The 25,904-nt window shown below is 44.5% G+C and carries 23 protein-coding genes and 1 pseudogene; 7 read left to right on the top strand and 17 right to left on the bottom strand.

The window, feature by feature from the left end; all coding sequences use genetic code 11:
* Window positions 1-268: 268 nt before the first annotated feature.
* The 5 genes from NLX73_RS19450 to NLX73_RS19430 form a co-directional block, all read right to left on the bottom strand.
* Window positions 269-1,243 (bottom strand): polysaccharide pyruvyl transferase family protein, encoded by a 975-nt coding sequence (locus NLX73_RS19450; RefSeq protein WP_250260397.1) that lies wholly within the window; start codon window positions 1,241-1,243, stop codon window positions 269-271.
* Window positions 1,218-2,597: a lipopolysaccharide biosynthesis protein gene (locus NLX73_RS19445; RefSeq protein ID WP_023990346.1), complete on the bottom strand. Its 1,380-nt coding sequence runs from the start codon at window positions 2,595-2,597 to the stop codon at window positions 1,218-1,220. The genes NLX73_RS19450 and NLX73_RS19445 overlap by 26 nt, the downstream gene beginning before the upstream one ends.
* A gap of 72 nt (window positions 2,598-2,669) precedes the next feature.
* Window positions 2,670-3,623, bottom strand: coding sequence for a glycosyltransferase family 2 protein (locus tag NLX73_RS19440; RefSeq protein WP_254329508.1), 954 nt, complete (start codon window positions 3,621-3,623; stop codon window positions 2,670-2,672).
* Window positions 3,624-3,662: 39 nt separating this feature from the next.
* Window positions 3,663-4,604 carry a glycosyltransferase family 2 protein gene (locus NLX73_RS19435; RefSeq protein ID WP_235309915.1) on the bottom strand — a complete coding sequence of 314 codons (942 nt, stop codon included), beginning with the start codon at window positions 4,602-4,604 and terminating at the stop codon, window positions 3,663-3,665.
* A 204-nt stretch (window positions 4,605-4,808) separates the two neighbouring features.
* The gene (locus NLX73_RS19430; RefSeq protein WP_103048283.1) at window positions 4,809-5,609 is read right to left on the bottom strand and encodes a DUF1836 domain-containing protein; all 801 of its coding nucleotides are present in this window, start codon (window positions 5,607-5,609) and stop codon (window positions 4,809-4,811) included.
* Window positions 5,610-5,833: 224 nt separating this feature from the next.
* Between NLX73_RS19430 and NLX73_RS19425 the strand changes: the two genes are divergently transcribed.
* Both NLX73_RS19425 and bacA read left to right on the top strand, forming a co-directional pair.
* Window positions 5,834-7,204, top strand: a complete 1,371-nt coding sequence (locus NLX73_RS19425) for a hemolysin family protein (RefSeq protein WP_061828973.1) — start codon at window positions 5,834-5,836, stop codon at window positions 7,202-7,204.
* A gap of 127 nt (window positions 7,205-7,331) precedes the next feature.
* Window positions 7,332-8,129 carry an undecaprenyl-diphosphate phosphatase gene (gene bacA, locus NLX73_RS19420; protein WP_081112421.1) on the top strand — a complete coding sequence of 266 codons (798 nt, stop codon included), beginning with the start codon at window positions 7,332-7,334 and terminating at the stop codon, window positions 8,127-8,129.
* Window positions 8,130-8,263: 134 nt separating this feature from the next.
* Here bacA and NLX73_RS19415 read toward each other — a convergent pair whose 3' ends face one another.
* From NLX73_RS19415 to NLX73_RS19385, 7 genes and pseudogenes are all read right to left on the bottom strand, one after another.
* Window positions 8,264-8,590 carry a thioredoxin family protein gene (locus tag NLX73_RS19415; RefSeq protein ID WP_013312008.1) on the bottom strand — a complete coding sequence of 109 codons (327 nt, stop codon included), beginning with the start codon at window positions 8,588-8,590 and terminating at the stop codon, window positions 8,264-8,266.
* Between the two features lie 210 nt (window positions 8,591-8,800).
* A complete protein-coding gene (locus NLX73_RS19410) occupies window positions 8,801-9,712 on the bottom strand; it encodes an aldo/keto reductase (RefSeq protein ID WP_254327062.1) in 912 nt (303 codons plus the stop codon).
* 157 nt (window positions 9,713-9,869) lie between these two features.
* Entirely contained in the window at window positions 9,870-10,613 is a 744-nt protein-coding gene (locus NLX73_RS19405) for an alpha/beta hydrolase (protein ID WP_254327061.1), read from the bottom strand.
* A 33-nt stretch (window positions 10,614-10,646) separates the two neighbouring features.
* The gene (locus NLX73_RS19400) at window positions 10,647-11,627 is read right to left on the bottom strand and encodes a siderophore ABC transporter substrate-binding protein (RefSeq protein ID WP_061828929.1); all 981 of its coding nucleotides are present in this window, start codon (window positions 11,625-11,627) and stop codon (window positions 10,647-10,649) included.
* Between the two features lie 12 nt (window positions 11,628-11,639).
* Window positions 11,640-12,398, bottom strand: coding sequence for an iron ABC transporter ATP-binding protein (locus tag NLX73_RS19395; RefSeq protein ID WP_254327060.1), 759 nt, complete (start codon window positions 12,396-12,398; stop codon window positions 11,640-11,642).
* A pseudogene (locus NLX73_RS19390) lies at window positions 12,392-13,343 on the bottom strand (iron chelate uptake ABC transporter family permease subunit). The gene NLX73_RS19395 and the pseudogene NLX73_RS19390 overlap by 7 nt, the downstream one beginning before the upstream one ends.
* Complete coding sequence (locus tag NLX73_RS19385; RefSeq protein WP_235309909.1) at window positions 13,333-14,286, bottom strand: ABC transporter permease; 954 nt, start codon at window positions 14,284-14,286, stop codon at window positions 13,333-13,335. The pseudogene NLX73_RS19390 and the gene NLX73_RS19385 overlap by 11 nt, the downstream one beginning before the upstream one ends.
* 327 nt (window positions 14,287-14,613) lie before the next feature.
* Between NLX73_RS19385 and NLX73_RS19380 the strand changes: the two genes are divergently transcribed.
* The 4 genes from NLX73_RS19380 (at window position 14,614) to NLX73_RS19365 (ending at window position 19,539) form a co-directional block, all read left to right on the top strand.
* On the top strand, window positions 14,614-15,291 hold the full coding sequence (locus NLX73_RS19380) for a response regulator transcription factor (RefSeq protein ID WP_254327059.1): 678 nt from the start codon (window positions 14,614-14,616) through the stop codon (window positions 15,289-15,291).
* Window position 15,292: 1 nt separating this feature from the next.
* Window positions 15,293-16,210 (top strand): sensor histidine kinase, encoded by a 918-nt coding sequence (locus NLX73_RS19375; RefSeq protein WP_254327058.1) that lies wholly within the window; start codon window positions 15,293-15,295, stop codon window positions 16,208-16,210.
* A 108-nt stretch (window positions 16,211-16,318) separates the two neighbouring features.
* Window positions 16,319-16,996, top strand: a complete 678-nt coding sequence (locus NLX73_RS19370; RefSeq protein WP_254327057.1) for an ABC transporter ATP-binding protein — start codon at window positions 16,319-16,321, stop codon at window positions 16,994-16,996.
* Complete coding sequence (locus NLX73_RS19365; RefSeq protein WP_254327056.1) at window positions 16,993-19,539, top strand: ABC transporter permease; 2,547 nt, start codon at window positions 16,993-16,995, stop codon at window positions 19,537-19,539. Before NLX73_RS19370 ends, NLX73_RS19365 begins: the two co-directional genes overlap by 4 nt.
* A gap of 111 nt (window positions 19,540-19,650) precedes the next feature.
* Here the strand turns inward: NLX73_RS19365 and NLX73_RS19360 are convergent, their stop codons facing one another.
* The gene (locus NLX73_RS19360; RefSeq protein ID WP_254327055.1) at window positions 19,651-20,181 is read right to left on the bottom strand and encodes a GNAT family N-acetyltransferase; all 531 of its coding nucleotides are present in this window, start codon (window positions 20,179-20,181) and stop codon (window positions 19,651-19,653) included.
* Between the two features lie 249 nt (window positions 20,182-20,430).
* Between NLX73_RS19360 and NLX73_RS19355 the strand changes: the two genes are divergently transcribed.
* Window positions 20,431-21,402, top strand: a complete 972-nt coding sequence (locus NLX73_RS19355) for a ring-cleaving dioxygenase (protein WP_076295667.1) — start codon at window positions 20,431-20,433, stop codon at window positions 21,400-21,402.
* A 265-nt stretch (window positions 21,403-21,667) separates the two neighbouring features.
* On the opposite strand, the gene NLX73_RS19350 is transcribed toward NLX73_RS19355, so the two are convergent.
* The 4 genes from NLX73_RS19350 to thiD all read right to left on the bottom strand — a co-directional run bounded on the left by NLX73_RS19350 (window position 21,668) and on the right by thiD (window position 25,829).
* On the bottom strand, window positions 21,668-22,345 hold the full coding sequence (locus NLX73_RS19350; RefSeq protein WP_254327054.1) for a hypothetical protein: 678 nt from the start codon (window positions 22,343-22,345) through the stop codon (window positions 21,668-21,670).
* 459 nt (window positions 22,346-22,804) lie between these two features.
* Entirely contained in the window at window positions 22,805-23,008 is a 204-nt protein-coding gene (locus tag NLX73_RS19345) for a hypothetical protein (protein ID WP_254327053.1), read from the bottom strand.
* Between the two features lie 76 nt (window positions 23,009-23,084).
* Entirely contained in the window at window positions 23,085-24,782 is a 1,698-nt protein-coding gene (locus NLX73_RS19340) for a M3 family oligoendopeptidase (RefSeq protein WP_254327052.1), read from the bottom strand.
* Window positions 24,783-25,019: 237 nt separating this feature from the next.
* Window positions 25,020-25,829 (bottom strand): bifunctional hydroxymethylpyrimidine kinase/phosphomethylpyrimidine kinase, encoded by an 810-nt coding sequence (thiD, locus tag NLX73_RS19335; RefSeq protein WP_061828938.1) that lies wholly within the window; start codon window positions 25,827-25,829, stop codon window positions 25,020-25,022.
* Between the last annotated feature and the right edge of the window lie 75 nt (window positions 25,830-25,904).

Raw genomic sequence — 25,904 nt, 5'->3', positions numbered from 1 at the left:
CTTTCATGTTATTCTGCAAAAGTTAGGGAGTTCCCAATATTCCTACAAGTTTTATCCCATAAATTATATCTATTCATGAAATGGATTGTCAAAATGAAGTGGTATTTAAGCCATTAAATATTCATTGCCTTAATGGTTTATCTAATTAACAATTATACTGATGCTCTATATATCCTTAAACGAAAAACCCCCTTAACCAATGAAGTGGTCAGGAGATTTTTTGCCGTTATCATACCTTTGAAATTAATCTACGTATCTTTTCTTACTATTAAGATGGCTGCTCCAACGCACTTGGAGCTTCACTAAACAGCTGCGCCTTTGGATTCGGCTGTGTCCAGGTATTATAATATTGCGAGTTCTTGCCGTAGGAATTGTCAATGACAACGTGCGGCATATCAAGCAGACAGGCCAGAATGTGACCGTGCAGCCGTGAAGTGCGAACCTCTCGATAAGAGCTGAACAGCGTAACCGCCTTGTTCATGAGATGGTCTGTATACTTGTACCAGAATGTACGCGTAGGCAACGGGCCACCAATTTTCTTATCCAGTCGATAAAACTTCTGGAAATAGACAATTCCCTTCACTTCCAGCGGAGTGAACAAAGTATCCCAGTCCAGACGGTGAGCGGCATCTGCCTCGTCATCGAACTTCTTTTGTCCACCCACCGTTTCAATATCTGTGCGCAGGAAATACAATACATCCTTCACGGTTTCCGTAGTCGGCTTCAATGGCCAGAGCTGGTGTGCCATATCAGGACATAGTGTGATACTGCACTGGTTCAGCTTGTCCTTAGCCCACTGATAAGAGCGTGTATCCCGCACAAACATATGTAGATCCGGATGAGCATTGAACAAGGCAGCGACTTCATTAGCCTTCTGTTCAGATTGAAAGTGGATCGTCTGCGGCATAATCACAATTCGGTGGTTAGGGAAATCGCGAACGATGCGTTCTCGCAAATTTTGGTGATTTGAATAGAGATCGCCGAAGTTGCCGCCGCCGTGGCACACGATAATCCAGTCACCCGGAATTTGAAGCCGATCGGGAATATCCATAGCGCTATAACGGGCGCGGACATGGATGCCATTATCCTTGAAGAACGCCTCGGTGCCTTTCATGATGAGTACATCCCCACCGTTATTATAGACGGGATAATCGACATAAATGATATTCGAACCTTGGGGGACTACGTCGAGAATGACGCTCAGCTTATTTTTCAGTTTAGCCATGGGATGCAAATTCGGCATCTTTCAGTTCTCCCTTCCTGCGCTTCTTTTGTATAGTCTGAATGACAAATGTAATATCACTTTTATCAAAAATGATCCGTGATAGCGGAACATTGAAAAACATCGGGAATGAGAACAGTGAGAACGCCAATCGTACACAAGCGCCTACAAGCAAAGCAATCGCAATGCCGTCCAGACCGAAGATCGGTGTACAAATAAAAAATAGACCGACGGTGATCGCATAGGCTACAATTTGCCGGAACAATACCAGTCCCGGACGTCCCAGCGCGTTAAAGGCCGAAGCCAGAATCCATGAGCCGCCACCAATGATACATTCCAGTGACAGCAGATAGAACGTTAGCGATGCTTCCAGGAAAGCGGGGCCGTACAGCAAACCCAGCATGTATCGTCCAATGAAGAGAGCAGGCACAATGACGATTAGCATCGCAGCCATAGAGATGCGAAAAGCACGTCCTACCGTTTCGACAATCTTGCTATGCTCCATCCCCGTCACTTTTGGAAAGGTAACGTTAGTGACGGCATTTTGCACCACATTGAACACACGAGACAAGGCGTAGACGACAGAGTACAGGCCGAACGCTTTGGGTGATAGCAGCGCCACTATAACGATTTTGTCCGTTTGTGTGGACAGCGTCCCCATCAGCTCCATCCCGTAAACCCTCGCTCCATAGCTATAATAAGGACGAAGCACTTGGCGGCTGGTAAATGGGCGGAAAGCACGCACATTCATATACTTGCGCAAACGGAGGAACGCCCACACTAATGCAAGGAAACTCGCGGCAAAATTCACTGCTCCTGCCAGCTGCACATTGAGCAAGCCCATCAGCCACAGTGTCACCAGACCGATGAAATTCAGTAACGGGTAGTAAAACAACAGACCATTATATACGCTAAACCGATCCAGTCCTTGCGACAATGCTGTCGTCAGCGCTGTAAGCACTGCCAGTGGTATGGCTGCCGCACAATAAAGCTGGGACAGTTGGATGATGTCCGCACCATAACCATTCAGCCACAGCGGCATGCATATCCAGGCCACAGCCCCTGCCAACAAGCTGGCAGGCAACTGAATCCAGAGCGACAACGCCAGCAGTTCTTCCGTCGTGCCTGTTTTCTTCTTGATGTTGTAAATTAACGACGTTGGTAATCCGAAGCTCAACACACTGCCGATCAGTGTAGGCCAGAACAGAACTGCCGCCAGTTCTCCTTTCCCCTCTACTCCGAGCATACGTGCGGTCAGGATGGAAGTCAGGGTCGTGACGATTAGCACAAAAAAATTGTTAAAGCTCGTGCGCATGATCGTTTTAGCGAGACTGTCACCCGTGAATACTTTCCTTGCTGCTGTCCATGTGCTCATGTTACGTCCAACTCCTGTTCCTTATTAAGCCTCTCGTCTCTATGCTCAATCGCGTCTTATGACGCACCTCCATCAGCCTACCGTTTTTTTGGAATTACGTTCAGGCAACTGTCCCCCGCCAACAGGCTCCTTCGGGCTTGAAAAGATCGCTTTCAGCGCTCTTCTATAGCCTTGAATGGCAGTATGATTTTTCTTGGGCTTTTCTCTCAAAATCTGATACAACGTCGTCCAGTATAGTGCTGCATAACCGATAGGCCCAGATCCCTCGTCACGCAGCAAATGAATATGATTCATCACCCGCATATAAGTAACCTGCTCCATATTGTCGCGTGAGGACGGCGATTCGTGATGAAGCAGCGTAAGCGCCGGGTTAATGTATAACGGACCGCTTTTCATCGCGATGCGCGAAAGTAATAAGTCCTCGCCTACGCTATAGCTTTGCAACCAAGGTACCGGCTCCAGACCGCGAATCGCTTCACGACGAAATGACATATTACAGCCATGGAAAAACTGGGTTCTAAACGTCTTCTTGGCCTTATGCCAGTTATACATCGAGCCGGACTGACCGCTGAGGGATAGCCTTCCTTTGGACAAAGACTGCTGGAATGACAGCAAGCATCGAATTGTTCCCATGAAGCTGTTACTCATTCCCTGTGCGATACCGCCGACACCAGCGGCCTGCGGGTAAGCCTCATAGGTACGCATCAACTCATTCAAGTAGCTGCTCGGCAGCTCAACGTCATCGTCAAGGAACAAAATGATGTCACCCTGCGCAAGTTCAGCTGTCTTTACACGAGATAACCATAATCCCGGCTGCTCCTTACGATGATATCGGTAGGTAATTCCCGCTCTGCCCAACTGACGCTCATAACGTTCCAGCACATGTTTCGGCAGTTCTCCGTCGTCAATAATCCATAGCTCGGTTTCACATGCCTCCGGTGCTCCCCCAATGGCAATTGAATTGATGCATCGGGTCAGATCATCAACCCGATTTCGGGTGCACAGAGCAATGGACAAGCTTAACATCATACTCCCCCTTTATCCTGTCAATGTGTATAAAACGGATTACTGAACCGCCGGGCCTAAATATTCGTTATATTTTTGCTTGCGCGGGTTCAGAATGAACAACACCCCCTGCTTGTATCCATCTGCGGCATTAAAATTGCGACGCAGCGTTTCTTTGAGCATCAAGTAGGATAAGGTCCATAAAAGGGCTCCATACTGAATCACTCCAGCCTTTTTCAAGGCAAGAAAATAATAGTGGTTAATCGCTGTAGCCTTGGCTACTTTGCCCGCCTTATCGCGCGAGCTTGGGGATTCATGATGAATGATGGTTAAGTCAGGATTGATAACCAATTTGCCGTAACGGCTCGCCAACTGGCACATGTACAAATCGTCAGCCACGGCATAACTGGTCATCCACGGATACGGCTTCATGTCCCGAAGCGCATCCCTCCGAAATGACATATTGCAGCCATGGAAAAATTCTGTATCGAAAACCTCCGTTGCTTCGCCCCAACGCAGCAAAGAACCTGCCAGACTACTAGGCGAGAGCTTGCCGAGGGATGGAGACATCTGAAATGTCAAAACGCCCAGCAGCTTTCCTGCCCGGCTCGAATGTAATCCCTTTGCAATCCCTCCAACACCCACAATCGTTTCATCCTGATCATAGGTATCGAGCAAGCGCCGGATATAGAGTTTATCGTCCAGTTCTGCATCATCGTCAAAATACAGCACAATATCATACCGCACAAGGGACAAGGCCTCATAGCGGGATAACCAAACGCCGGGACGACTTTTTTTATAATATTTCAAAACGCTTTGAGGCAATCCGGATACCATGTGACGGTACTGCTCGATCTGTTGGTCGGAAATATCGCCGTCATCAACAATTAGCAGTTCTACAGCCGTATGCTCCAATTGCTGCTGTACTGCAATAGATTGTATACAGCGTGTCAGGTCTTCGATCCGGTTGCGGGTACAAATGATGATGGAGACATCGGACATGCCATTACCTCCTGTGTGTGTATCCAGATGCTTTGGAAGAGATATTCAAAGTTTTTCCAATTGCTGGATTATATATGTTTATTGTATCTTTGACAGCGTTTTAGTGTATATACCTCTTTTGTATACTTTTTCAGTCTCCAAAAGGGTAGACAATCCTCTAAAAAGAGCAAAAAAATAGGATTGGCTTCTAGTGCCAATCCTGATTTACCCTTGGAAGTCCAGAAACAACGTCGCATTCACATACCGACGTGCCATGGACAAAAAATAACTATTTTGCACCGCTACTGCTGCCACCAACAAAGTATTACGCACTGCTTCACACTGGTTAGGGGTCAAATGCTGTAAACGACTGGTGTATTGATCAGCCGCCTGAACCAGCAGCTCCTCTGTCGCACCTTCTTGACGCTGCTGTCCTGTAATGGAATTTCCGTTGTCCTTTGCATAGCCTGCTCCAGCAACATCGAGCATTTGGTCTCCATTCGCATCCAGCTCCTCAAACAAAGTTGAATAGGCCGCGTACAAATCGACCGGCTGAATCAGATCGTCCGTATCATCTTCGGGTTGTTGGAACAGGATATGAAATAGCTGACGAATGGATTCAAAATCAAGACATGATTTTAAATCTTCCACAATGAGCAATATAGCTGCCTGGTTGACCGAGTATTTTTTGCCGATCTTCGGAGCGCCGAGAAATTCCTTGAAGTCGCGTTTGACCCAATTTTGCATAGATGCCAGTGAGACATGGCTGTATTCGACCAGTTGACCCAGGGAAACAATCTCCTGCAGCGAAAAGGCTGCGCTGTGCTTACCCTTGATAATTTTATCTAGCACAGGTGTCACGTCGGTGTATAAAAATGTCGGCATCGTGCTCCCGGAGCGGGCGAGATGGCTATGAGTGCGCCTCCAGGCGTCCTGCAGAACGGCCAAAGGCTGCAATTCGCGGCGACCTTCCATGGCCAGCAGCAAATGGGCCATATCACGACGAGTAAGGGTAAAAGACTCCATCTGCTTTCCTCCCTTTCTTACATTTCAAGTTCATTTGAACTCATCATACGCTCTCAAACTAGGCTTGTAAAGCGAAGCAATGAGCCGTGCGGGTTCTATTATGCCTTATTTTCCGTGTAAATTGGAGATAGGTGACCTGCTACGATTCCATATGAACCTTGTATATTTTCTTTTAAGTTCTTAAAATAAGTTCAAGTGAACTTAAAATGGAGTTCCTTAAAAAATTGAACGAAAAAGGGATGAGTGAAAATTATATGGGTATAGGTGTCAGTCTATTTTTGTTTGCGGTGTTGATTTTATTTAGTGCTTTCTTCGTGGCTACCGAGTTTGCGATTATTAAAATCCGTTCCAGCCGGGTCGATCAGCTGGTCGTGGAGAACCGTAAAAACGCACTGGCGCTACAAAAAGTCGTCAATAATCTAGACGGCTACCTGTCCGCCTGTCAGCTTGGTATTACGATTACAGCGTTGGGACTCGGCTGGCTCGGTGAACCGACCGTAGTCAAATTGCTGGAGCCTCTCTTTCAACAGCTCAACATCAATGGGGATTTTTCACATATCCTGGCCTTTATTATTTCATTCGTCATTGTAACTTACCTGCACGTGGTAATCGGTGAACTGGCTCCCAAAACATTGGCAATCCGCAAGGCGGAAGCTGTCAGTCTGTTAACCTCTCCAGTTATCGTGTGGTTTAACCGGATTATGTATCCGTTTATTTGGCTCCTTAACGGCTCGGCCAATCGTCTGGTTCGTCTGTTTGGTCTTCAGCCAGCTAGTGAGCATGAAGAAGCACACTCTCAGGAAGAAATTCAGATCATTTTGTCCGAAAGCGTGGAAAGTGGTAAGATCAATAACACCGAATATGGCTACGTAAATCGTATCTTTGCTTTTGACGAGACCGTTGCCAAAGAAATTATGGTGCCACGTACAGATATGGTATGCTTGTTTACGAATCGCTCGCTACAAGAAAACATGCTGACTATTCACGAAGAGCAGTATACCCGTTTTCCGGTGGCGACAGATAGCAAGGATCAGATCATTGGTATGATTAATACCAAACAGCTATTCCTTGAGTATGATCGCAATCCCGAGCTTGTTTTCGACAGCCTGATTCAACCGATCTTGACCGTTCCAGAAGTTATCCCCGTCAACACGCTGCTGAAACGTATGCAGAAGGAGCAGGTTCATATTGCTCTCCTGGTCGATGAATACGGCGGAACCTCCGGCCTCATCACCATTGAGGACATTTTGGAGGAGATTGTTGGCGAAATTCGGGACGAATTTGATAAGGATGAACGGAAGGAAATCGAGAAACTGACGGAGAACAGTTATTTGATGGATGGTAAAGTAATGCTTTCCGATCTGAGTGATCTGACTGGCTTGACATTGGACAATGAAGACGTGGATACTGTCGGAGGGTGGGTGTATAGCCGGGTTCCGGAACCTAGACAGGGCAAGGAATTCATAGAAGATGATGTGAAATTTATCATTCGTGAAATGGGTAAAAATCGTATTCGTCGGGTGGAGATTATTTTACACCACACATCCCCCGCATCTGAATTGGAAGCAGAATCGGACACTTCTTCCCGGGAGTGAACCGTGTGACCTGAGCGTTTATCTTTGCACTTGTGACACTTGCGTTCACTCCTACTGAAATGACATATTCCCAGGGCAGACGACTTAGGTCGTTTGCCCTGCACGCGTGTAAGGAGGAGCTAGTAAAGTGGATATTTTATCTTCAATTATTATGGGAATTATTGAAGGACTAACAGAGTTTTTGCCGGTCTCTTCGACGGGTCACATGATCCTCACGGCTAATCTTCTAGGATTAAACACAGAGAATGATACGGTCAAAACGTTTGAGGTTATCGTGCAATTAGGTGCTGTGCTGGCGGTCGTCGTATTATACTGGCGCAGATTCCTGAGTCTGTTTGATTTCAGACGCAAAATCTCAAGTCAGCCACGTCTAAACCTGTTACATATTATTTTAGCCATGATCCCTGCGGGCCTGATTGGCGTACTGTTCCGTGATGTAATTAAGCAATACCTGTTTGGTCCTGAAACGGTTTTATACAGTTTGGTGATCGGGGGCCTGCTCATGATCGCAGCTGAAAAATTCCATCCGCCTATTAGATCACATACGCTGGATGAGATCACGTACAAACAAGCATTTACCATCGGTGTGTTCCAAGTCCTAGCTCTGTGGCCAGGCTTCTCCCGTTCAGGCTCAACCATGTCTGGGGGCCTATTCGCACGTGTAAGTCATACGGCAGCCGCGGAATTTACATTCCTCGTATCGGTTCCGATCATGCTGGGTGCATCGGGTATTGATATGATCAAAAGTATGGATCATCTGTCTATGAGTGATTTTCCAGTGTTCGCGGCCGGCTTTATTACGGCCTTTATCGTCGGGATGCTGGCGATCAAAACATTCCTTGGTCTGCTCAAACGCTTGAGTCTGACTACGTTCGCCATTTACCGCTTCGTGCTGGCGGCTGTGTTCTTTTTCATTATTTTATAAGCCATTGTTTGGTACCCATAACCAATAACTAAAAAGGGATATCCATAGGGTCTGAATGATCAGTCTTGGATATCCCTTTTACTATTTTGCAGAAAGGATAGATCTTACTGAACTATCCCTATCATGCGTTCTGATTATTGTTTGGATTCTAGCGTAGTCAAATATTCCGAAATTTGAGCTGGCGTTTTAGCGTATTTGCTGTGCAAATGAGCAATTTTTTCGCCATTACGGAACACGAGCAGACTCGGAATGCCGCGCACTTGATTTTCTTCGGCAATCGGCTGGAATTTCTCTGCATCAAGCGCAAAGAAACGCTTATCCGCGTTTTCCTCAATAATACCGTCCATAAATTTATCCAGTGTCTTGCAATCCGGACACCAGGTTGTATCAAATTTCACGACAGTCAGACCGTCACCGTTAATTAAATCCTGATATTGCTGCTGAGATTCGATGCGTTCCATTCGTTGGTCCCTCCTAGAGTGTATTTATAACGTCTCAATATTCACATATGAATTATAAACCGAGGCTTATTCTTATATTGTAATGGTTCTTTTATAAATTGCAACTGGGATGGGTACATGTTCAAGCGTGTACTTCGGTTATAGACTGAAATGTAGCGTTTATAGCTAGGAGCAACAGATGAACACGCTTTTGTACCATCATTGCCCTTATCAGCGGTATTGCGCATCATAACGATTGGCTCGGCTGATTTGCTGTAGCGTCTGCCGCTCTTGTTGAGTTAGCGGTGCAATATCCGCAGCAGAAATATTATGCTCCAATTGTCCCAAAGAGCTTGCACCCGGGATCACAGCAGCGACAGTCGGATGTGAAAGGCTATAACGAATCGCTGTCTGACCCATACTACGGTCCGACCCTGCAAATGCCTTTAATTGCTTACGCACATCCAGCAGCTCTGCTTCATTGTAGTCCAGATATCCCTTAGCTATCTTCCCTTCCCCTTCGTCAGCCAATACACCACTGGCCACTGGCCCACGTGCAATCACGCTAATTCCCCGCTCCTGAAGCAAAGACAGTACCTCCTCCTCTGCACGCCGATCCAGTAAACTATACTGATTCATAACACTAACGATATTCGAACGTTCAACATATTCACGGATGACATGAGGGCGAATGGAGGAAATACCATAGTAACGAATAACGCCCTCCCGCTGTAGTTGCTCAAAAGCCTCTATGGTTTCGTCCATCGGATCGTCAATCGTCCCTCCGTGCAGCTGATACAGGTCGATGTAGTCCGTTCCAAGGCGACGCAAGCTCTCTTTAACAGCAGACAGAATATATTTCTTGGATGGGTCCCATCCCCAGCCCTCCTGCCCCGATAGACGCCGATTGCCGACCTTGGTCGCCAGGATGACATCCTGTCGTCGTCCACGGATCGCTGCACCCACGATTTCTTCATTGCGTCCGTGCTGGTACAAATCCGCCGTATCCAACAGGTTTACGCCCCTGTCTAGCGCTTCATGAATCAAGTAAACACCTTGCTGCTCCTCCGTACCGACCGACATACATCCCAAACCAATCTCACCTACCAGCAAATCGGATGATCCCAGGCGGTTTTTTTTCATTTATGCTCCCCTCACTTCCAACAACGTATAACTTTAAATTTTTAATATTCCTTTATTATACGAAAAAAATATACAAAAAAAACAACCCCAAAGACATAGAGACTCCACGCTCTCCAATCCTTTGAGGTTGTTGTATGAGATTCGTATTCCATTCATGCTATCCGAACAGCCATTGGACGGCCTTAGGAAATTGACGCTGAAAACAATCCACACGATGCACCGCATCCTGATCCAGCTCAAGAAGCACATCTTTTGCGTCAAGTCCCTGTGTCCGCAGCACCTCGTGTGCCTGAAGAGTCAGCGGAACCATATCTTTTTGTACATTCGTCTTCCCTTCACCTTCACGGGTCCCGACAGATATATACAAACGATGTGGCCCATCCCTCACAGTTGCACAAGATGCAGATTGCATATAATCAATCATACCCGGATACCAATACGAGCCTGAGATGGAACCGACGCGTCCGAATACGTCCTTATACTTGAATACGGCATACATGGAAATTAATCCGCCCAATGAGGCGCCAATGATCCCCGTATGCTCCGATCCAGTGCGCACTGGATATCTTGCCTCGACGTACGGCATTACTTTTGTAACCACAAACGCCAGATAGGCATCTCCACCACCGCCAAAAGCAGGTCTTCCTTCTACTAAAGCAGCTGCCTTCCAAGGCGTGTAATCATCCAGTCGATTTACGGGATCAATACCTACCAGCACCACACGGGGCAGCTCTCCCGTAGAAAAACCTCTCTCCAGCTCATCCAACCCGCTTAGAAATAAAGAGCTGCCATCCTGCACATACAGCACAGGATACAGCTCATTATGATTCACGGAGACGGGAGGTGTATAGATGTGTACAAGGTACCCATCTAATGGAATTTCAGCTATATGACCTTTCATCCTACACAATCCTCCATGATGTGAATGTATTCATTACAATGCAGCATCCATTTCCTTGATCATTTCAGATACGGATTCCAGACCATTACCTGACAGGTACCAGTAGTTAGGATCAAGGTATACAATATGACCGTTTTTGAACGCATTGGTTTTCTTCACCAGTTCATTCTCCATGGTTTGTTTGCCTGTAACCTGTTCCTTGCCTTCTTCGACCACCACAGCCCCACGGTCAACGACAAAAATATAATCCGGATTTTTTTGCTGTACATATTCAAAAGAAACCTTTTGACCATGCGTGGATACTTTAATGCCAGGATCTACAGGGGTTACGCCAAAAGCATCATGAATGATACCGAAGCGAGATTGTGAGCCATATGCGCTCAGGCTTCCTTCATTCGTCAGCACGATCAGTCCTTTAGCTTTACTCGCTACAGCCTTGTCATGTACGGCTTTGATGGAGCTATCAATCGCAGCCAGTTCCTGCTTGGCAGCATCTTCTTTGTCGAAGATTTGACCCAGTGTTTCAACGTTTTTCTTAAAGGAATTGATATAATCCTTGGTGTCTACAGCCATCGAAATGGTCGGTGCAATTTTACTCAACTCTTTATATGCATCAGCTTGTCTGCCACCGATGATGATCAGCTCAGGAGACAGATCACTGATTTTCTCGTAATCCGGTTCAAACAGCGTGCCCGCACTTGCATATTTGGAATCTTTAAATTTGCTCAAATACGTAGGAAGATCCTGCTGCGCTACTGCCGCAACGTCAACACCCAGCTTATCCAGCGTATCCAATGAACCGAAATCAAAGACAACGACATTTTTGGGATTAACTTTGACTTGGACCGGGTTTTCATCCAATGCGTGTTTGACCGAGATGGTTTTGGATTCCGTTGTTGCAGCAGAGGAGCCGTTTCCAGTCGCTTCCGGTGTTGCCGGAGCTGCTGTGCCACAGGCCGACACAATCAGTACCAATGCAAGCATTAGCGTTAAAAACATCATATTTTTCTTCATTTAACATTCCCCCTAAGTGAAATAAACGCAAATTTTATGGTCACCGATCTGTTGAATCGGAATATCCATATCGTACAAATCCTTTAATACCTGACTATCAATCATCTCGTCAGCCGTTCCTTGTTTTAGCAACCTGCCATCCTTCATCCCTACAATATAGTCTGAATAGCAGGAGGCAAAATTAATGTCGTGCAACACAACCAGAATCGTTTTGCCGAGATCATTCACCAAACCGCGCAGCGTCTTCATAATCTGAACCGAATGCTTCATATCCAGATTGTTCAGCGGCTCATCCAATAGGATGTATTCTGTGTCCTGAGCCAGAATCATGGCAATAAAAGCCCGCTGTCGCTGTCCCCCACTAAGCAAATCAATATGCTTATCCTTCATATCCTCCAGCCCCATGTAGGCCATAGACTGCTCCACCATTTTGCGATCCTCGCTGTTCAATCTGCCCTTGGAATACGGAAAACGGCCGAAGCTGACCAGCTCCTTCACGGTTAAGCGGATGTTGACATCATTGGTCTGTTTTAAAATGGATATCTTGCGGGCTAGCTCCTCACTTTTGGTCAGGCTCACGGCCTGTCCATCAATGAGGATTTCCCCCTCATCACTGTCAGTCAGGCGACTGATCATCGACAACAAGGTGCTTTTTCCAGCGCCGTTAGGTCCAATAAAGGAGGTAATGGTGCCTTTAGATACAGTGACGGATACCTGATCCACCACATTTTTATTCCCATAGCGTTTGGATACGTTTTTGACTTCTACCATGATTTATTCTCCCGCAGCAAAAGGTACAGGAAGTACACCCCCCCCGATAAAGTTAATAATGACGCTGACCGTTGTCGACAAGTCAAATACTCTTTCTGCCAGCAGTTGGCATCCTGCCAACGCAATGACGCTGACACAGATAGAGGCCGGAATAATATAACGATGCTGATAGGTTTTCATCACCTGATAAGCCACATTGGCGACAATTAATCCGAGAAATGTAATCGGCCCGACAAGCGCTGTAGAAATGGAAATGAGAATCGCTACAATTACCAGCAGCCTTTTAATGATAAAACCATAAGGAAGACCCAGGTTAATCGCATGCTCCCGTCCGAGCGACAGCACGTCCAGATACTTGATGAATCTCCAAGCATAAGCGAATACGAGAACAAGAATGAATACAGAAAGCCACAATAGCTCGGTATTTACGTTGCTGAAGCTAGCAAAGCTCTTGTCCTGAATTTTCGCAAATTCGTTCGGATCAATCAGTACCTCCATAAAGGTAGATAAACTGTTAAACAGCGTGCCGAACACCAGACCAATCAGCAAAAGTACATAAATCCCGCGTCCATCTTTGCGGAAAATTAATTTGTATAGCAGTCCTGCGAACAGCACCATCAGCCCCACCGATATCAAAAAGTTCAATTCTTTGCTGGTCGAAATGAAAGGGACGGAACCAAATGCAAAAATAATCGTCGTCTGAATCAGCATATACAGTGAATCCAGTCCGATAATACCGGGAGTCAAAATCTTATTATTCGTAACCGTCTGGAAAATAACGGTTGCAAAAGCAATGGAGCCACCTGTCAGAATGAAGGCTGCGATCTTTTTTAATCGTCGTGGCAGCGCGTAATGCCAGGTATGCGGAAGATCTATAAACACGAAAGCAGCAATCAACACAAGCGCGGCAGCGGCTAATATTCCGATTTTTAATTTAGGATTCATAAGCCCTTCTCCTCAGCAGCAAATACAAGAACAACGCGCTCCCGATCACACCAACCGTAAGCCCTACAGAAATTTCATACGGATAAATGATCACCCGTCCCAAAATATCGCAAAACAACACAAAGACGGCGCCCAAGATCGCTGTATGGGCCAGGCTTTTTTTCAGATTATCCCCCATATACATGCTGACCAGATTGGGTACAACCAGCCCCAAAAAGGGAATCGTCCCGACGGTTAAGATGACAACAGAGGATACCAAAGCCACGATCACCAAACCGACATTGACAGTGCGCTTGTAATGTACACCCAAGTTGGCCGCAAAATCCTCACCCATGCCTGCAATTGTAAAACGATTCGCATATATGTACGCCAATGCAACCAAAGGAACACTAAGATATAGCATCTCGTAGCGACCACTCATGATTAGAGAAAAATCCCCCTGCATCCACGAAGAGATGCCCTGGATCAGGTTGTATTTGTAAGCAAAAAAGGTCGTTACCGAATTTAAAATGCCTCCAAACATCAAACCGACAAGCGGGATAAATACCGGGTCCTTGAAACGGATTTTATCCAGTATTTTCATGAAAATCAGTGTTCCCCCTAGAGCAAATCCGAAAGCCGTCAGCATCTTCGTCCAGAATCCCGCCGCTCCAAACACCATAATAGCCATCAGCACACCCAATCGTGCCGCATCCATCGTCCCTGCAGTGGTGGGAGAAACAAATCGGTTCCGGGTAAGCTGCTGCATGATCAATCCACAGATACTCATACTCGCCCCTGCGATAATGATACTGATCAATCGTGGGAATCTGCTAATCAGGAGCACCTGCGCCTGATCGTTGGTTAAGTGGAACAAATCAAGTGGAGTTACATCATGAACACCAATAAACACCGAGGCGAAAGCCAGTATCAGAAAAACCAGTATTAAATAACGCAATTTCATCTCTAACTAAGGGAGCCTGTCCAATAACCTGTACCAAGCTTCGGCCCTGTCCTCCCCTCCAATAATGATAATCATTATCAAAAATCAACTAGCATAAATTATATCAGTCAACTCGTATCTGTCAATGTGAGGAGGTTTTAAAGTAGGACAAAAAAAGCTGCTGAGAACTTTCTCGACATCCCGCCTAGGCAATCCAAGGAGCAAATAAGAGTAAAATCCGGTAAACTGGAAATGGAGAGTTTGGGAGCCCCTTTTTTATGTTTATGATGAGTAGTTCTGGAAATCGAGTTCAATGACTTGGGTTAGTAAAAAAATAGGAGGAGAATGATGAATCACATATTAATCATCGAGGACGATATCGCCTTGAGTAACGGTATTGTTCTTGCCCTTAAAGAACCTAACAACGTATTTACGCAAACGCATGACATAGCTACTGCAAAAGAACAATTGAATGTTACTGCCTTTGACCTAGTGATTCTTGATGTAAATTTGCCGGATGGAAGTGGACTCGACCTTTTAACCCATATACGTAAAACAAAAGCTTTACCAGTCATTGTTCTGACTGCGAATGATATGGAAACAGATGTCGTCACTGGTTTTGAGCTGGGTGCTGACGACTATATCACCAAACCTTTTAGTCTTATGGTACTGAGAGCAAGAGTTGGTGTTCAGCTAAAAAGAGCTAGGTATCCACTTGCCGATTCCTTCCAGCTTGATGGTTTTTCTTTTTCTTTTAACAAATTGGAATTTTTCAAGAATGATACACTCATTGAATTAAGTAAAACTGAGCAAAAATTGTTGCGTATCCTAGTCGATAATCGAGGCAATACCGTTTCGCGCAATCATTTGATAGATAGCATCTGGACTGATGGAGCTGAATATGTAGGTGAAAATGCCTTGTCAGTTACAGTAAAAAGGCTGCGGGATAAATTGGAGGATTCCCCCTCCTCTCCTCGATACATTAAGACGGTTTATGGTATTGGCTACACATGGGCGGTGAGATAATTTGGCAGTACTTAATTACATATGTGTGGGAATTACCATTATTGCTTTATTCGCTGTCGGGACTGCTATTCTTCTATATCGCAAAAACGTACATAAAACCATGAAAACCATTCAGGAAATGATTGATACTGCAATAGATGGCAACTTTTCAGAGCATGTTTTCGACGAGTCCGTTTTATCTGCAGTAGAGACAAAGCTGGCACGGTTTCTTTCCATTTGTACTGTTTCCTCCAAAAATTTACTTGCGGAAAAAAATAAAATAAATGAGCTTATTTCTGATATTTCGCATCAAACGAAAACGCCTGTTGCTAATATCTTGCTGTATTCCCAACTGCTTAGTGAATACGAATTATCGCAGGATGCATTCACTTGTGTGAAAGCTCTCTCTGCACAGGCCGAAAAGCTTAACTTCCTGATCCATGCATTAGTGAAAACTTCGAGGCTTGAAACGGGGATTATCACGGTATCGCCAAGGCGGGAATCTGTTCAAAAGCTCCTTGATGCTGCACTAAGGCAAATTATGCCAAAAGCAGAGGCCAAAGGGATTTCAGTTGTTATGGAGGATACAGTTATCCATGCTTATTTTGACCTAAAGTGGACGAGTGAAGCTATCTATAACATTATGGATAACGCCATAAAATATACAGAGACAGGCGGAAACATGAATATAAAAGTAATGGCATACGATTTGTTTTGCCGAATTGATATTATCGACAACGGCATAGGTATTGCAGAAGAAGAACAAGGTAAAATCTTTACCCGCTTCTATCGCTCCCCCACTGTTAACTCGCAAGAGGGTGTAGGTATTGGACTGTTTTTAGCTAGAGAAATCATCGCTGCGGAGGGTGGTTACATCAAGGTACGGTCATGCTACGGCAGTGGCTCCACCTTCTCGATTTTTCTTTCTATGGATACTTAATTCTTTCAACACTGTTAGATTTCAGAAAGATTGTGGAAAGATTAGTGTGTTAATGTCTGTACTGTAGATGACTACGATCCAGACATTTTTTTGTGAAGGAGAACGTATATGGCTCTATTAAAAACTCAGGCATTAAAGAAGCATTACGGTAATGGAGATACTGCTGTTCATGCCTTAGACGGCGTAAATCTGGAGGTGGAAAGCGGAGAATTTGTCGCTATTGTCGGTACATCCGGGAGCGGCAAATCTACCCTTCTGCATATGCTAGGTGGACTTGATCGTCCAACAAGTGGAGACGTTACGATTGACGGCAAAGATATTTTTACATTGAAGGACGAAGAATTGACTATTTTTCGCAGACGAAAGATTGGGTTCGTTTTTCAAAATTACAACCTGGTGCCCGTTTTAAATGTCTACGAGAATATTGTGCTTCCTATTGAACTAGATGGTAAAGAGCCAGACAAAACCCACATAGACAAAATTGTACATACCTTGGGTCTTGATCAAAAGTTGGATAACCTGCCCAACCATCTATCGGGGGGCCAGCAGCAGCGCGTAGCCATCGCCAGATCATTGGCAGCGAAACCTGCGATTGTTTTAGCAGATGAACCCACTGGGAACCTGGATAGTAAAACCAGTCTGGATGTGATGGGATTGATCAAGGTATCCAGCCAGCAGTTCCGCCAAACGATAGTGATGATTACTCACAACGAGGAAATTGCGCAAATGGCAGACCGGATCATCCGAATTGAGGACGGTAAAATGGTCGGCGGTGAAGGTAAATGATCAAGGTAAAGAACAAAAAAGTAATCCGCAAGCTGGCAGATAAGAGCTTCAAAGTAAACAAAACCCGTAACCTCTTTGCTATTGTTGCCATAGCTCTCACTTCATTGTTATTTACAACACTGTTCACTATGGGGATTGGCGCTGTGGAAAGCTTACAACGGGCGACCATGCGACAGGTCGGTGGAGATGGACATGCCGTACTTAAATATATAACGGATGACGAATTTAATCATGTCAAGGATCATCCATTGATCAAGGAAATAGCTTATAACCGTATATTAAGCGACCGAGTTATAAACGATAAATTCCTAAAACGCCATACGGAGTTCTGGTATTACGATGATGTAGGGTTGAAGCTAGGTTTTATTGAGCTTAAAGAGGGGCACAAGCCTGTCGCAGAAAATGAAGTGATTGCAGACTCCAAGACGTTGCAGCTATTGGATGTTCCACCGAAGATTGGAGCACCTTTGAGATTAAAGCTTAACATACGAGGTAAAGAAGTACAGCGGGATTTTGTCCTCTCTGGCTGGTGGAAAAGTGATCCTGTATTTAACGTAGGACAAATATTCGCTTCTAAAGCCTATGTCGATGCTCATGCCAAGGAATTACAAAGCAACTATAAAAAGGATCACTTCCATACTGGAACGATTAGTGCATCTATGATGTTCGACAATAGTTTTGATTTGCGAGGAAAGCTCAATAAAGTGATTACCGAAAGCGGTTATTCACTTGACGAAGATGCACCAAACTATATCGCGAATAATGTAAGTTGGGCATACATCTCAACCAATTTTAGTCTAGATACAGAGACAATCATAGCGTTAACTTCTGCCCTGTTACTGATCATGTTTACCGGTTATTTGATTATTTATAATATTTTCCAAATATCAGTGATGCGAGATATTCGTTTTTACGGTCTTTTAAAGACGATTGGTACAAGCGGCAAACAAATCCGTCGGATTATTCGCAGACAAGCGCTGATTCTATCAGTGTTAGGAATCCCGGTTGGATTAATAGCAGGTTTTTTTATCGGTAAATCGCTCGTACCTTTTATTATAAATATGAGTGTATATAACGGTACTGAGATATCGGTATCTCCTAACCCATGGATTTTTGTCGGATCGGCTTTGTTCGCACTCATTACCGTAATGATCAGCACTTTCAAGCCAGGCAGAATTGCAGCTGCTGTTTCGCCGGTTGAGGCAGTAAGATACACAGACGGAAATACCAAGGGTGGCCGTAAGCTGAAAAAATCAACCGGAGGTGCAAAAATCCGCCTCATGGCTCGTTCCAACCTGGGGCGTAATAAAAAACGTACTATTTTAGTGGTGATTAGTCTTTCTTTAAGCTTGGTGCTTCTAAATACAGTATTCACGCTGTCTCAGAGTTTTGATATGGATAAATTTTTAGCCAAATTTAATGATACCGATTTTCTCATTGCTCATGCTGGATATTTCCAGGTTCCGAGTAGTTTTAGTGGGCATGAAAATGAAACCACTGAAAGTTTTATTAAGGCTGTACAGGCACAACCAGGCTTCGAAGAAGGCGGCCGATTATACGGTGACCCAACAGCTTTCACGGCTGAAAATACAAAGGGAATTACGGATGATACCCAGAACACTGACGCTCACGGCAACTTCCTTGTAGACGTGTATGGGCTGGAAGATTTGCCCCTGCATCGGCTGCAGTTGATTGATGGTGAGCTTGATTTTAAGAAAATGGCCTCAGGTAAGTATATTCTGGAGGGAGTCGAACTGAACGACAACGACAAGCCTTACATGGAAAGCATTCATCATAAAGTGGGCGAGAACGTTACTTTGCATAGTTATGTGAGAACAGCAAATGATGCTCCATTGGGTAGAGAGTATTTAACACAAAAGTTTACAGTACTTGGCCATGTGGGTATCAAATCCACCAATTCAAATCGCATTTCGAGCTATAATAGCTTTTACCTCCCGGCGGAAATATACAAATCACTTGTAAAAGAGCCTGCTATGATGAGCTATGCCTTTAATGTATCTTCAAATCAGGAAACGTCCATGCAGAGCTTTTTGAAGCGATACACAGAAACAATTGAACCAATGATGAGCTATGAATCCAAGATTACATCCAGAAACGCTTTATCAGGTATGCAAACTACTGTTATAATGATCGGCGGCCTGCTCAGCTTGATTATTGGCTTGATTGGTATCCTGAACTTTATTAATGCGATTTTAACCAGCATACTGACCCGCCGCAATGAATTCGCTATGCTGCAAAGTATCGGCATGACCAAAAAGCAATTGCGCGGAATGCTGATTTATGAAGGACTATATTATGTTGGGGCTACTAGCCTAACCTCTATTCTATTGGCAATCTTATTTTCTCTTTTGATTGTGAAACCGTTATGTAGCCTGCTATGGCTTTTAAGCTATCACTTTATAATTTGGCCACTGTTTGTCTCATTGCCTGTACTATTATTGCTGGGGATACTTATTCCAGTAGCAGTCTATTCTATGAACAACAAACAAAGTATTGTGGAGCGACTTCGAGAATCAGAGTAGATGCACCTAAAAATAAGAAAGTAAAATACCCATGCGCGTCAAAAAAGATGACTCCTGATCCATTCAGAAGTCATCTTTTTATGCTTAGTAAGGCCTTATTTTACAGAATACCTATAACCTCCACTCTTCCCGTAGAAGCCCCATTCGGATCGAATCATAATACTCTCCATTATAATATCTGCACTTTCGAAGCCTGGCTTCGAGGGTCATGCCCAGCTTCTCCCCAACCTTCATCATCCGATGGTTTCCTGACCAGGTTGTAAAGCCTACTCTTACTAGAGGTAATGTATTAAACAAATGCGTGATCCACAGTCGAAGCGCCCTCGTACCGTACCCACCGCTCCAATACCGCGAATCAAAGATACCTATCCCCATTTCAAGCCATTGGGAAGGCTGATGCTCCCAATAATAGCTCACAGATCCAATGACCTTGCCTTCCACTTCAATGATCCAAAAGTCATCTTGTCCGATTCGCTTTTCCTTCTCTTTTAAATAATCATCAAAAGAAAGTGGCTTATGTTCATAGTAAGGTGCATCCCACTGCTTCCATTCCGGTGCTTCTTCCTTGTAAGTTAATGTCCAAAGGGCATGCAGGTCTTCTTCTGTAACAGGCCTAATCGTTAAATCCTTATCCGTATACATCGAGTACACTCCTTTTATAATAAAATTCATTCTATCTACTTTGGGCTATATTGAGCTTCATTGTATCTGATTTTGCATTATTTCGAATTTCTATTTTTGTCCGTCTTTAGAGCCAGTGCAAATTCAAGTTGACAAACAATCAAAAAACATATATCTTAATATCAAGATAATAAATATAAAGAAAAGTTTTTCGACTGTTTATTTTGCTTCGAAAAACCTAATCATATAAAAACCAAGGAGGATAATGACATGAAACTATTAGGATTGCATCACGTTTCGGCGATTACAGCGGCAGCGGCTAAAAATGTTGATTTTTATACTCAGGTAATGGGACTTCGGTTGATCAAGAAAACGGTGAACCAAGATGATGTTAGTGTATATCACCTTTTTTACGGAGATGAGCGTGGAACTGCGGGTACAGAAGTCACTTTCTTTGAAATTCCACATGCGGGACAAACTCGTACAGGAAATAACAGCATTTCAGCTCTCTCCCTACGGGTACCAAATGACAAGGCACTGGATTATTGGAAAAACCGCTTCGAGCAGCTGGATGTAAAACATGGCGAAATTACGGATCAAGCGGGACGCCTGGCACTTTCGTTCGAGGATTTTGAAGGACAACGCTTCTTCCTCGTTTCAGATGAGCATGATAACGGAATGCGCGGCGGCACGCCTTGGGAGAAAAGCCCTGTCCCTGCCGAGTACGGCATTGTAGGGCTTGGACCGGTTCATCTGACTATTCCCAAAGCGGAGAATACCATTCTTATTCTTGAACAGGTTATGGGCTTCCGCAAAAAGGGCTCCTATCCTTCTCCTGTTGCTGGACAACCGGATGTGGTCATCTATGAAACGGGTGAAGGCGGTACAGGAACCGAAGTTCATCTGGAAGAGCGCAACGATCTGCCACAAGAGCGACCAGGACGCGGCAGTGTGCATCACGTAGCCTTCCGTGTTGAAACTGAGGAAGAGCTCAAACAATGGGTAGACCGTATTGGGCAGCTGCAAATTTCCAACTCAGGCTTTGTAGATCGCTTTTACTTCCGTTCATTGTATTTCCGTGAGCCGAACGGCATTCTGTTTGAATTAGCAACCGATGGACCCGGCTTTGATACGGATGAAGAACTAGAGTTTCTGGGTGAATCGCTGGCGTTACCGCCATTTTTGGAATCGCGCCGTGCCTCTATTGAAGCCAATCTCAAACCGCTCAACACCAAACATTAATTGAAGTTTAAGGATACGATCAGGTATGGTCAATTCGCCCCATAAATATTTATATTTCATGTTATTCAACTCATGAATTGTGACCGTTTATTGTGCATGGAACGACCAGCCACGAATGACAGAGCAGATCGAACACACCATACCATCTACCGGATATAAAGGATTATTCTTCCTTAAATTTCAAAATGATCCGATAAATAAACAAAGAAAGCTTCAGACCGATGAAGGCCTGAAGCTTTCTTTGTTTATCGCGCTTTACTTAACATCAAGCACCATACACTTTAGCTGTAACGAAGTTTACTGCTTGGCTAGCAGGATCACCAGCCCAAAATGCATCAAAATAAACCCCTCTGCCATTATCCGCATAAACAATGCTTGCACCTTTAACTAAAAATATCCCTACAACAATACCTCCAATCCAGCCTGGTAGACCCAAAGACGAAAGAATACCGGTAAGAGTTGATCCGGATATTGCACCAATTCCCCCAGCGTAAAGGGCTTTTGATTTGATATCATTTATTAATTGATGAGAAAAATAGATACGGTATCCCCACCAAAGTAATTCATAATCCCAATAAGAGGAAGTGTTAATCGAAGCTGTAGAGAATTTATTAGTAGGTACTACTTTTAAACTGTTATTATCCGTTGTAGTAACTGTTACATCACCTGAGATATTTTTCGCTTGATTATTTGCCGAATCTAAAGCTTTATTAACGAGTCCAAGTTCATCTTCAGTTAAATTTTTTGAAGCCTCTTCACTTAAAGTGAATGTTTGTGACTGTAGTTTTATGTAGGGATTTGCTTTGTTAATTAATTCTTGGCTGAGTTCGGAGGTTGATTCTCCCTGTACTGCATTTGGCGCTGCTGCTGCCAGTGCTGCTGTACTGCTGATAACAAGCATTAACATAACTGATGCCATCAAAGCCGATACAAATTTCTTCATTTTACCACTTTCCTCCCAATAATATGATATAATTGTAATAACAATATATATAGTACCATACATGAGATATTTTTGGTACATTTTTTTAGAAGGAGTTGTCAATTTTGAAAAACTTTTCAAAAATATTGATCATTGGATTTTTTACTGGAATCTTGACTATATTTATACTTACTGGAAAAGTAGAACTAAATGGTTTACTAGTTTGCTTTTTAAGCGCAGGAATAGTAGCAGTAGGATATCTGGCTATATATTTAATAAAGAAAAGGCGTAAATGATTTAACACGAAATCGGAAACCGCGAGTGTTCCAGCTCTCTTGGACTGATTTATATAATTACATCACACAATACAGCGTTATCGCATTACCTAGATGGCATATATATGTCTAGCCTTCCATGGAACAATGTAAAAAAGCAGAGATTTGACTATCTAGCTGATCTCTGCTTTCTCCAGGACACCATTTATCTGGTCACCAATCCCGGAATCGGCCTATACTGCTCCACGACAGCATTTATGGCGCACTGATACTCAACGCCACGATTCAGGAAGTCCAGCAGCTCACTAAAGGCTACAATGTCGTGATCTACAAAGGCTTGATGTTTTTTTTCATCCTTAGCAAACGCATAGCCAGCTTCTTCAAGAGTTCTCGCATACTTATTAACCATTTACACAAAAGGGCATTCCGCTATCTGCAAGCTTTTCAGCTTTGACAGGTAAGCGAAATGCCCTTTTTAGTTATGCTTACAGCTTTTTATCATCCACACTGTTCAGCCATGCTTCGATTTCTCCGATTACAGAGGCGATACAGCCATCTTGGAACGGCGAGATCAATCCAGCCAGCTCAACCAATCCGGTAAAAGATTGACTTCCCCCGGCACGGCATAACTTCAAATAATCTTCCCACGCAGCTGTCCGGTCGATACTCATGCGTTTCCAGAATTGGAACGCGCACAGTTGCGCGAGTGTATAGTCAATATAGTAGAACGGGGATTGAAAAATATGACCCTGTTTGTGCCAAAACCCGCCCTGCTCCAGATACTCGTTGCCTTCATAATCCAGATGCGGTTTATACTTACGTTCAATGGAGCGCCATGCGCTTTTACGTTCGGCTGGGGTCCAGTCCGGATGTTCGTATACGGCATGCTGGAATTCGTCCACGGCTACACCGTAAGGCACAAACAGCAATGATGAAGATAGATGTTCAAAGTGATACTTGTCCGTATCTTCTTCGAAGAACAGATTCATCCAAGGCCATGCGAAAAACTCCATGCTCATAGAGTGGATCTCAGCCGCCTCCATGGTTGGCCAATGGTACTCAGGAATTTCAAAATGTCGGCTTTCATAGACCTGGAAGGCATGACCTGCTTCATGCGTCAATACGTCGATATCACCGGATGTACCATTGAAATTTGAGAAAATAAACGGTGTGCCATATTCGCTCAAAAATGTACAATAGCCTCCGCTTTGCTTGCCCTTTTTGCTGATCAAATCCATCAGTCCACGTTCGATCATAAAGCTAAAAAATTCATGTGTTTCCGCTGAAAGTTCCTCATACATACGTGCTCCATTACGAATGATCCACTCCGGGTCACCTTTAGGCGTAGGATTGCCTGACAGGAAGTTGAAACCCTCGTCATAATAGCGAAGCTGATCTACTCCGATCCGTTCGCGCTGCCGCTCCTTCAGCTTGGTTGCCAGAGGAACGATGTGCTTCAGCACCTGCTCGCGGAAATTGGCTACCATTTCGGCATTGTAATCTGTACGTCCCAAGCGGGCATAGCCCAATTCTACGAAGTTGTCATAGCCCAACTTGTGTGCCATGCGCGTGCGTACCTTCACCAGTTCATCATAAATCCGGTCCAGCTCGTCCTCATGCTCACTCATAAATTGATATTTAGCCTCGGAGGCCTGTTTGCGCGTCTCCCGGTTGGTAGCCATTTCAAAAGGCAGGAGCTGCGACAATGTGCGTTCTTCTCCCTCGAACGGGATCTTCGCTGAAGCAATCAATTGAGCATATTCCGAGGTCAGCTTATTTTCCTGCTGTAAATCCTCAATAATATCCGGATGGAACGACTTGAGTGCTACCTCAGCAATACTGAAAAGCTGGCTGCCCCATTGACTCTCCAACTCGGTTCGGAATGGAGAATCCACCAATGCCCGGTAGTAATCGGTTACATACTCCTGAATAACCGGCATGAAATCATCAGCGTACTCTTGCTCCGCTTTGTAAAAGGCATCCTCCGTATTAATGGAGTGCCGAACTTCCACCAATTGCAATTGTGTTTCCACATTACTGCGCAGCTTGTTAATCGCATGAATCACTTCATTTTGACGTTCTACGCTGTCTGCTTCACGAAACTGCTGCAACAGCGTTTTAAACCGCTGTTCAATTTCAGGTTGCTCTGGTCGACTGTAAGCCATTTGGCTGAATAATGTCATTGCTTCGGTTCCTCCTTAAATGTAATAAATCTGATGCCTATTATACAGTACGATTAGACCAAACTGGAAGCTGCAATTCCAAAAAAATACAACCTCAAAAGCCGCAATACTATGTATTGCGGCTTTTGAGCCTCATCTAACTCTATATATCAAAAAAGTCATGATCTAAAACAATCTAATATATATTCAGCCTGATGGAGATTTATAAGTCTTTCTAAGATCGCAGATCTTCATGCTTTATTGATTTTGCAAACGATGTGCCGCATGCAGGGTCGGACCGACGAATTCATTCAGCTTGAAGCTACCTTCAATGGCCTGTGTAATAAATCTCTTGGCCTGATCCACTGCTTCGCGTACAGTCAGCCCTTGTGCCAAACCAGCCGTTACCGCTGCCGAAGTGGTGCAGCCTGCACCGTGGGTAAAGTTTGTTTTTACAACATCGGCTTCAAACCAGTCAAAAGTGATTCCGTCATATAGCAGATCCATCGCTTTACCTGCGCGAATTTTGCCACGGTCCTTGATCAGTACATGCTTAGCTCCACGCTCATGGATAATCGAAGCCGCTTCCTGCATCTGCTCCAGTGTCGTGATCGGTCCATTCTTCGCCAGTTGCGAAGCCTCGAACAAGTTCGGTGTCACCAGGTCAGCGCCAGGAATCAACAATTCCAGCATCGCCTCTGTATTTTCCGGCTGAAGCACTTCATCCGTGCCTTTGCAGACCATGACCGGGTCAATTACGATCCGCTTCAGATCATGCTTTTTCAAATGGCTGGCTACCAGCTCGATAATTTCAACGGAACCAAGCATACCGGTTTTCATCGCATCAAAACCGATACCTTCCAATACAGTACGCAGCTGCGCTTCTACCACATCCAACGCAACAGGATATACAAGATGATCCCAGGTTTTAGGACCCATCGCTACTACGGTTGTCAATACGGTCATACCATATACGCCAAGCTCCTGAAAGGTTTTCAGGTCTGCCTGAATACCCGCTCCACCGCTTGTGTCGGAGCCGGCTATCGTTAATGTTTTGGGAATCGTCATTTGTACATGCTCTCCTTCACTTTCTGTGCTGCATTTATCCTAATCCCGCTTGCGAAACTTGTCAACGCGCAAAAC

Origin of the sequence: Paenibacillus sp. CH40, from assembly GCF_024213605.1 — a bacterium.
GTDB lineage: Bacteria > Bacillota > Bacilli > Paenibacillales > Paenibacillaceae > Paenibacillus > Paenibacillus polymyxa_B.
The sequence above is the reverse complement of the archived record's forward strand: the minus strand, read 5'-3'. Positions and strand labels throughout refer to the sequence as shown.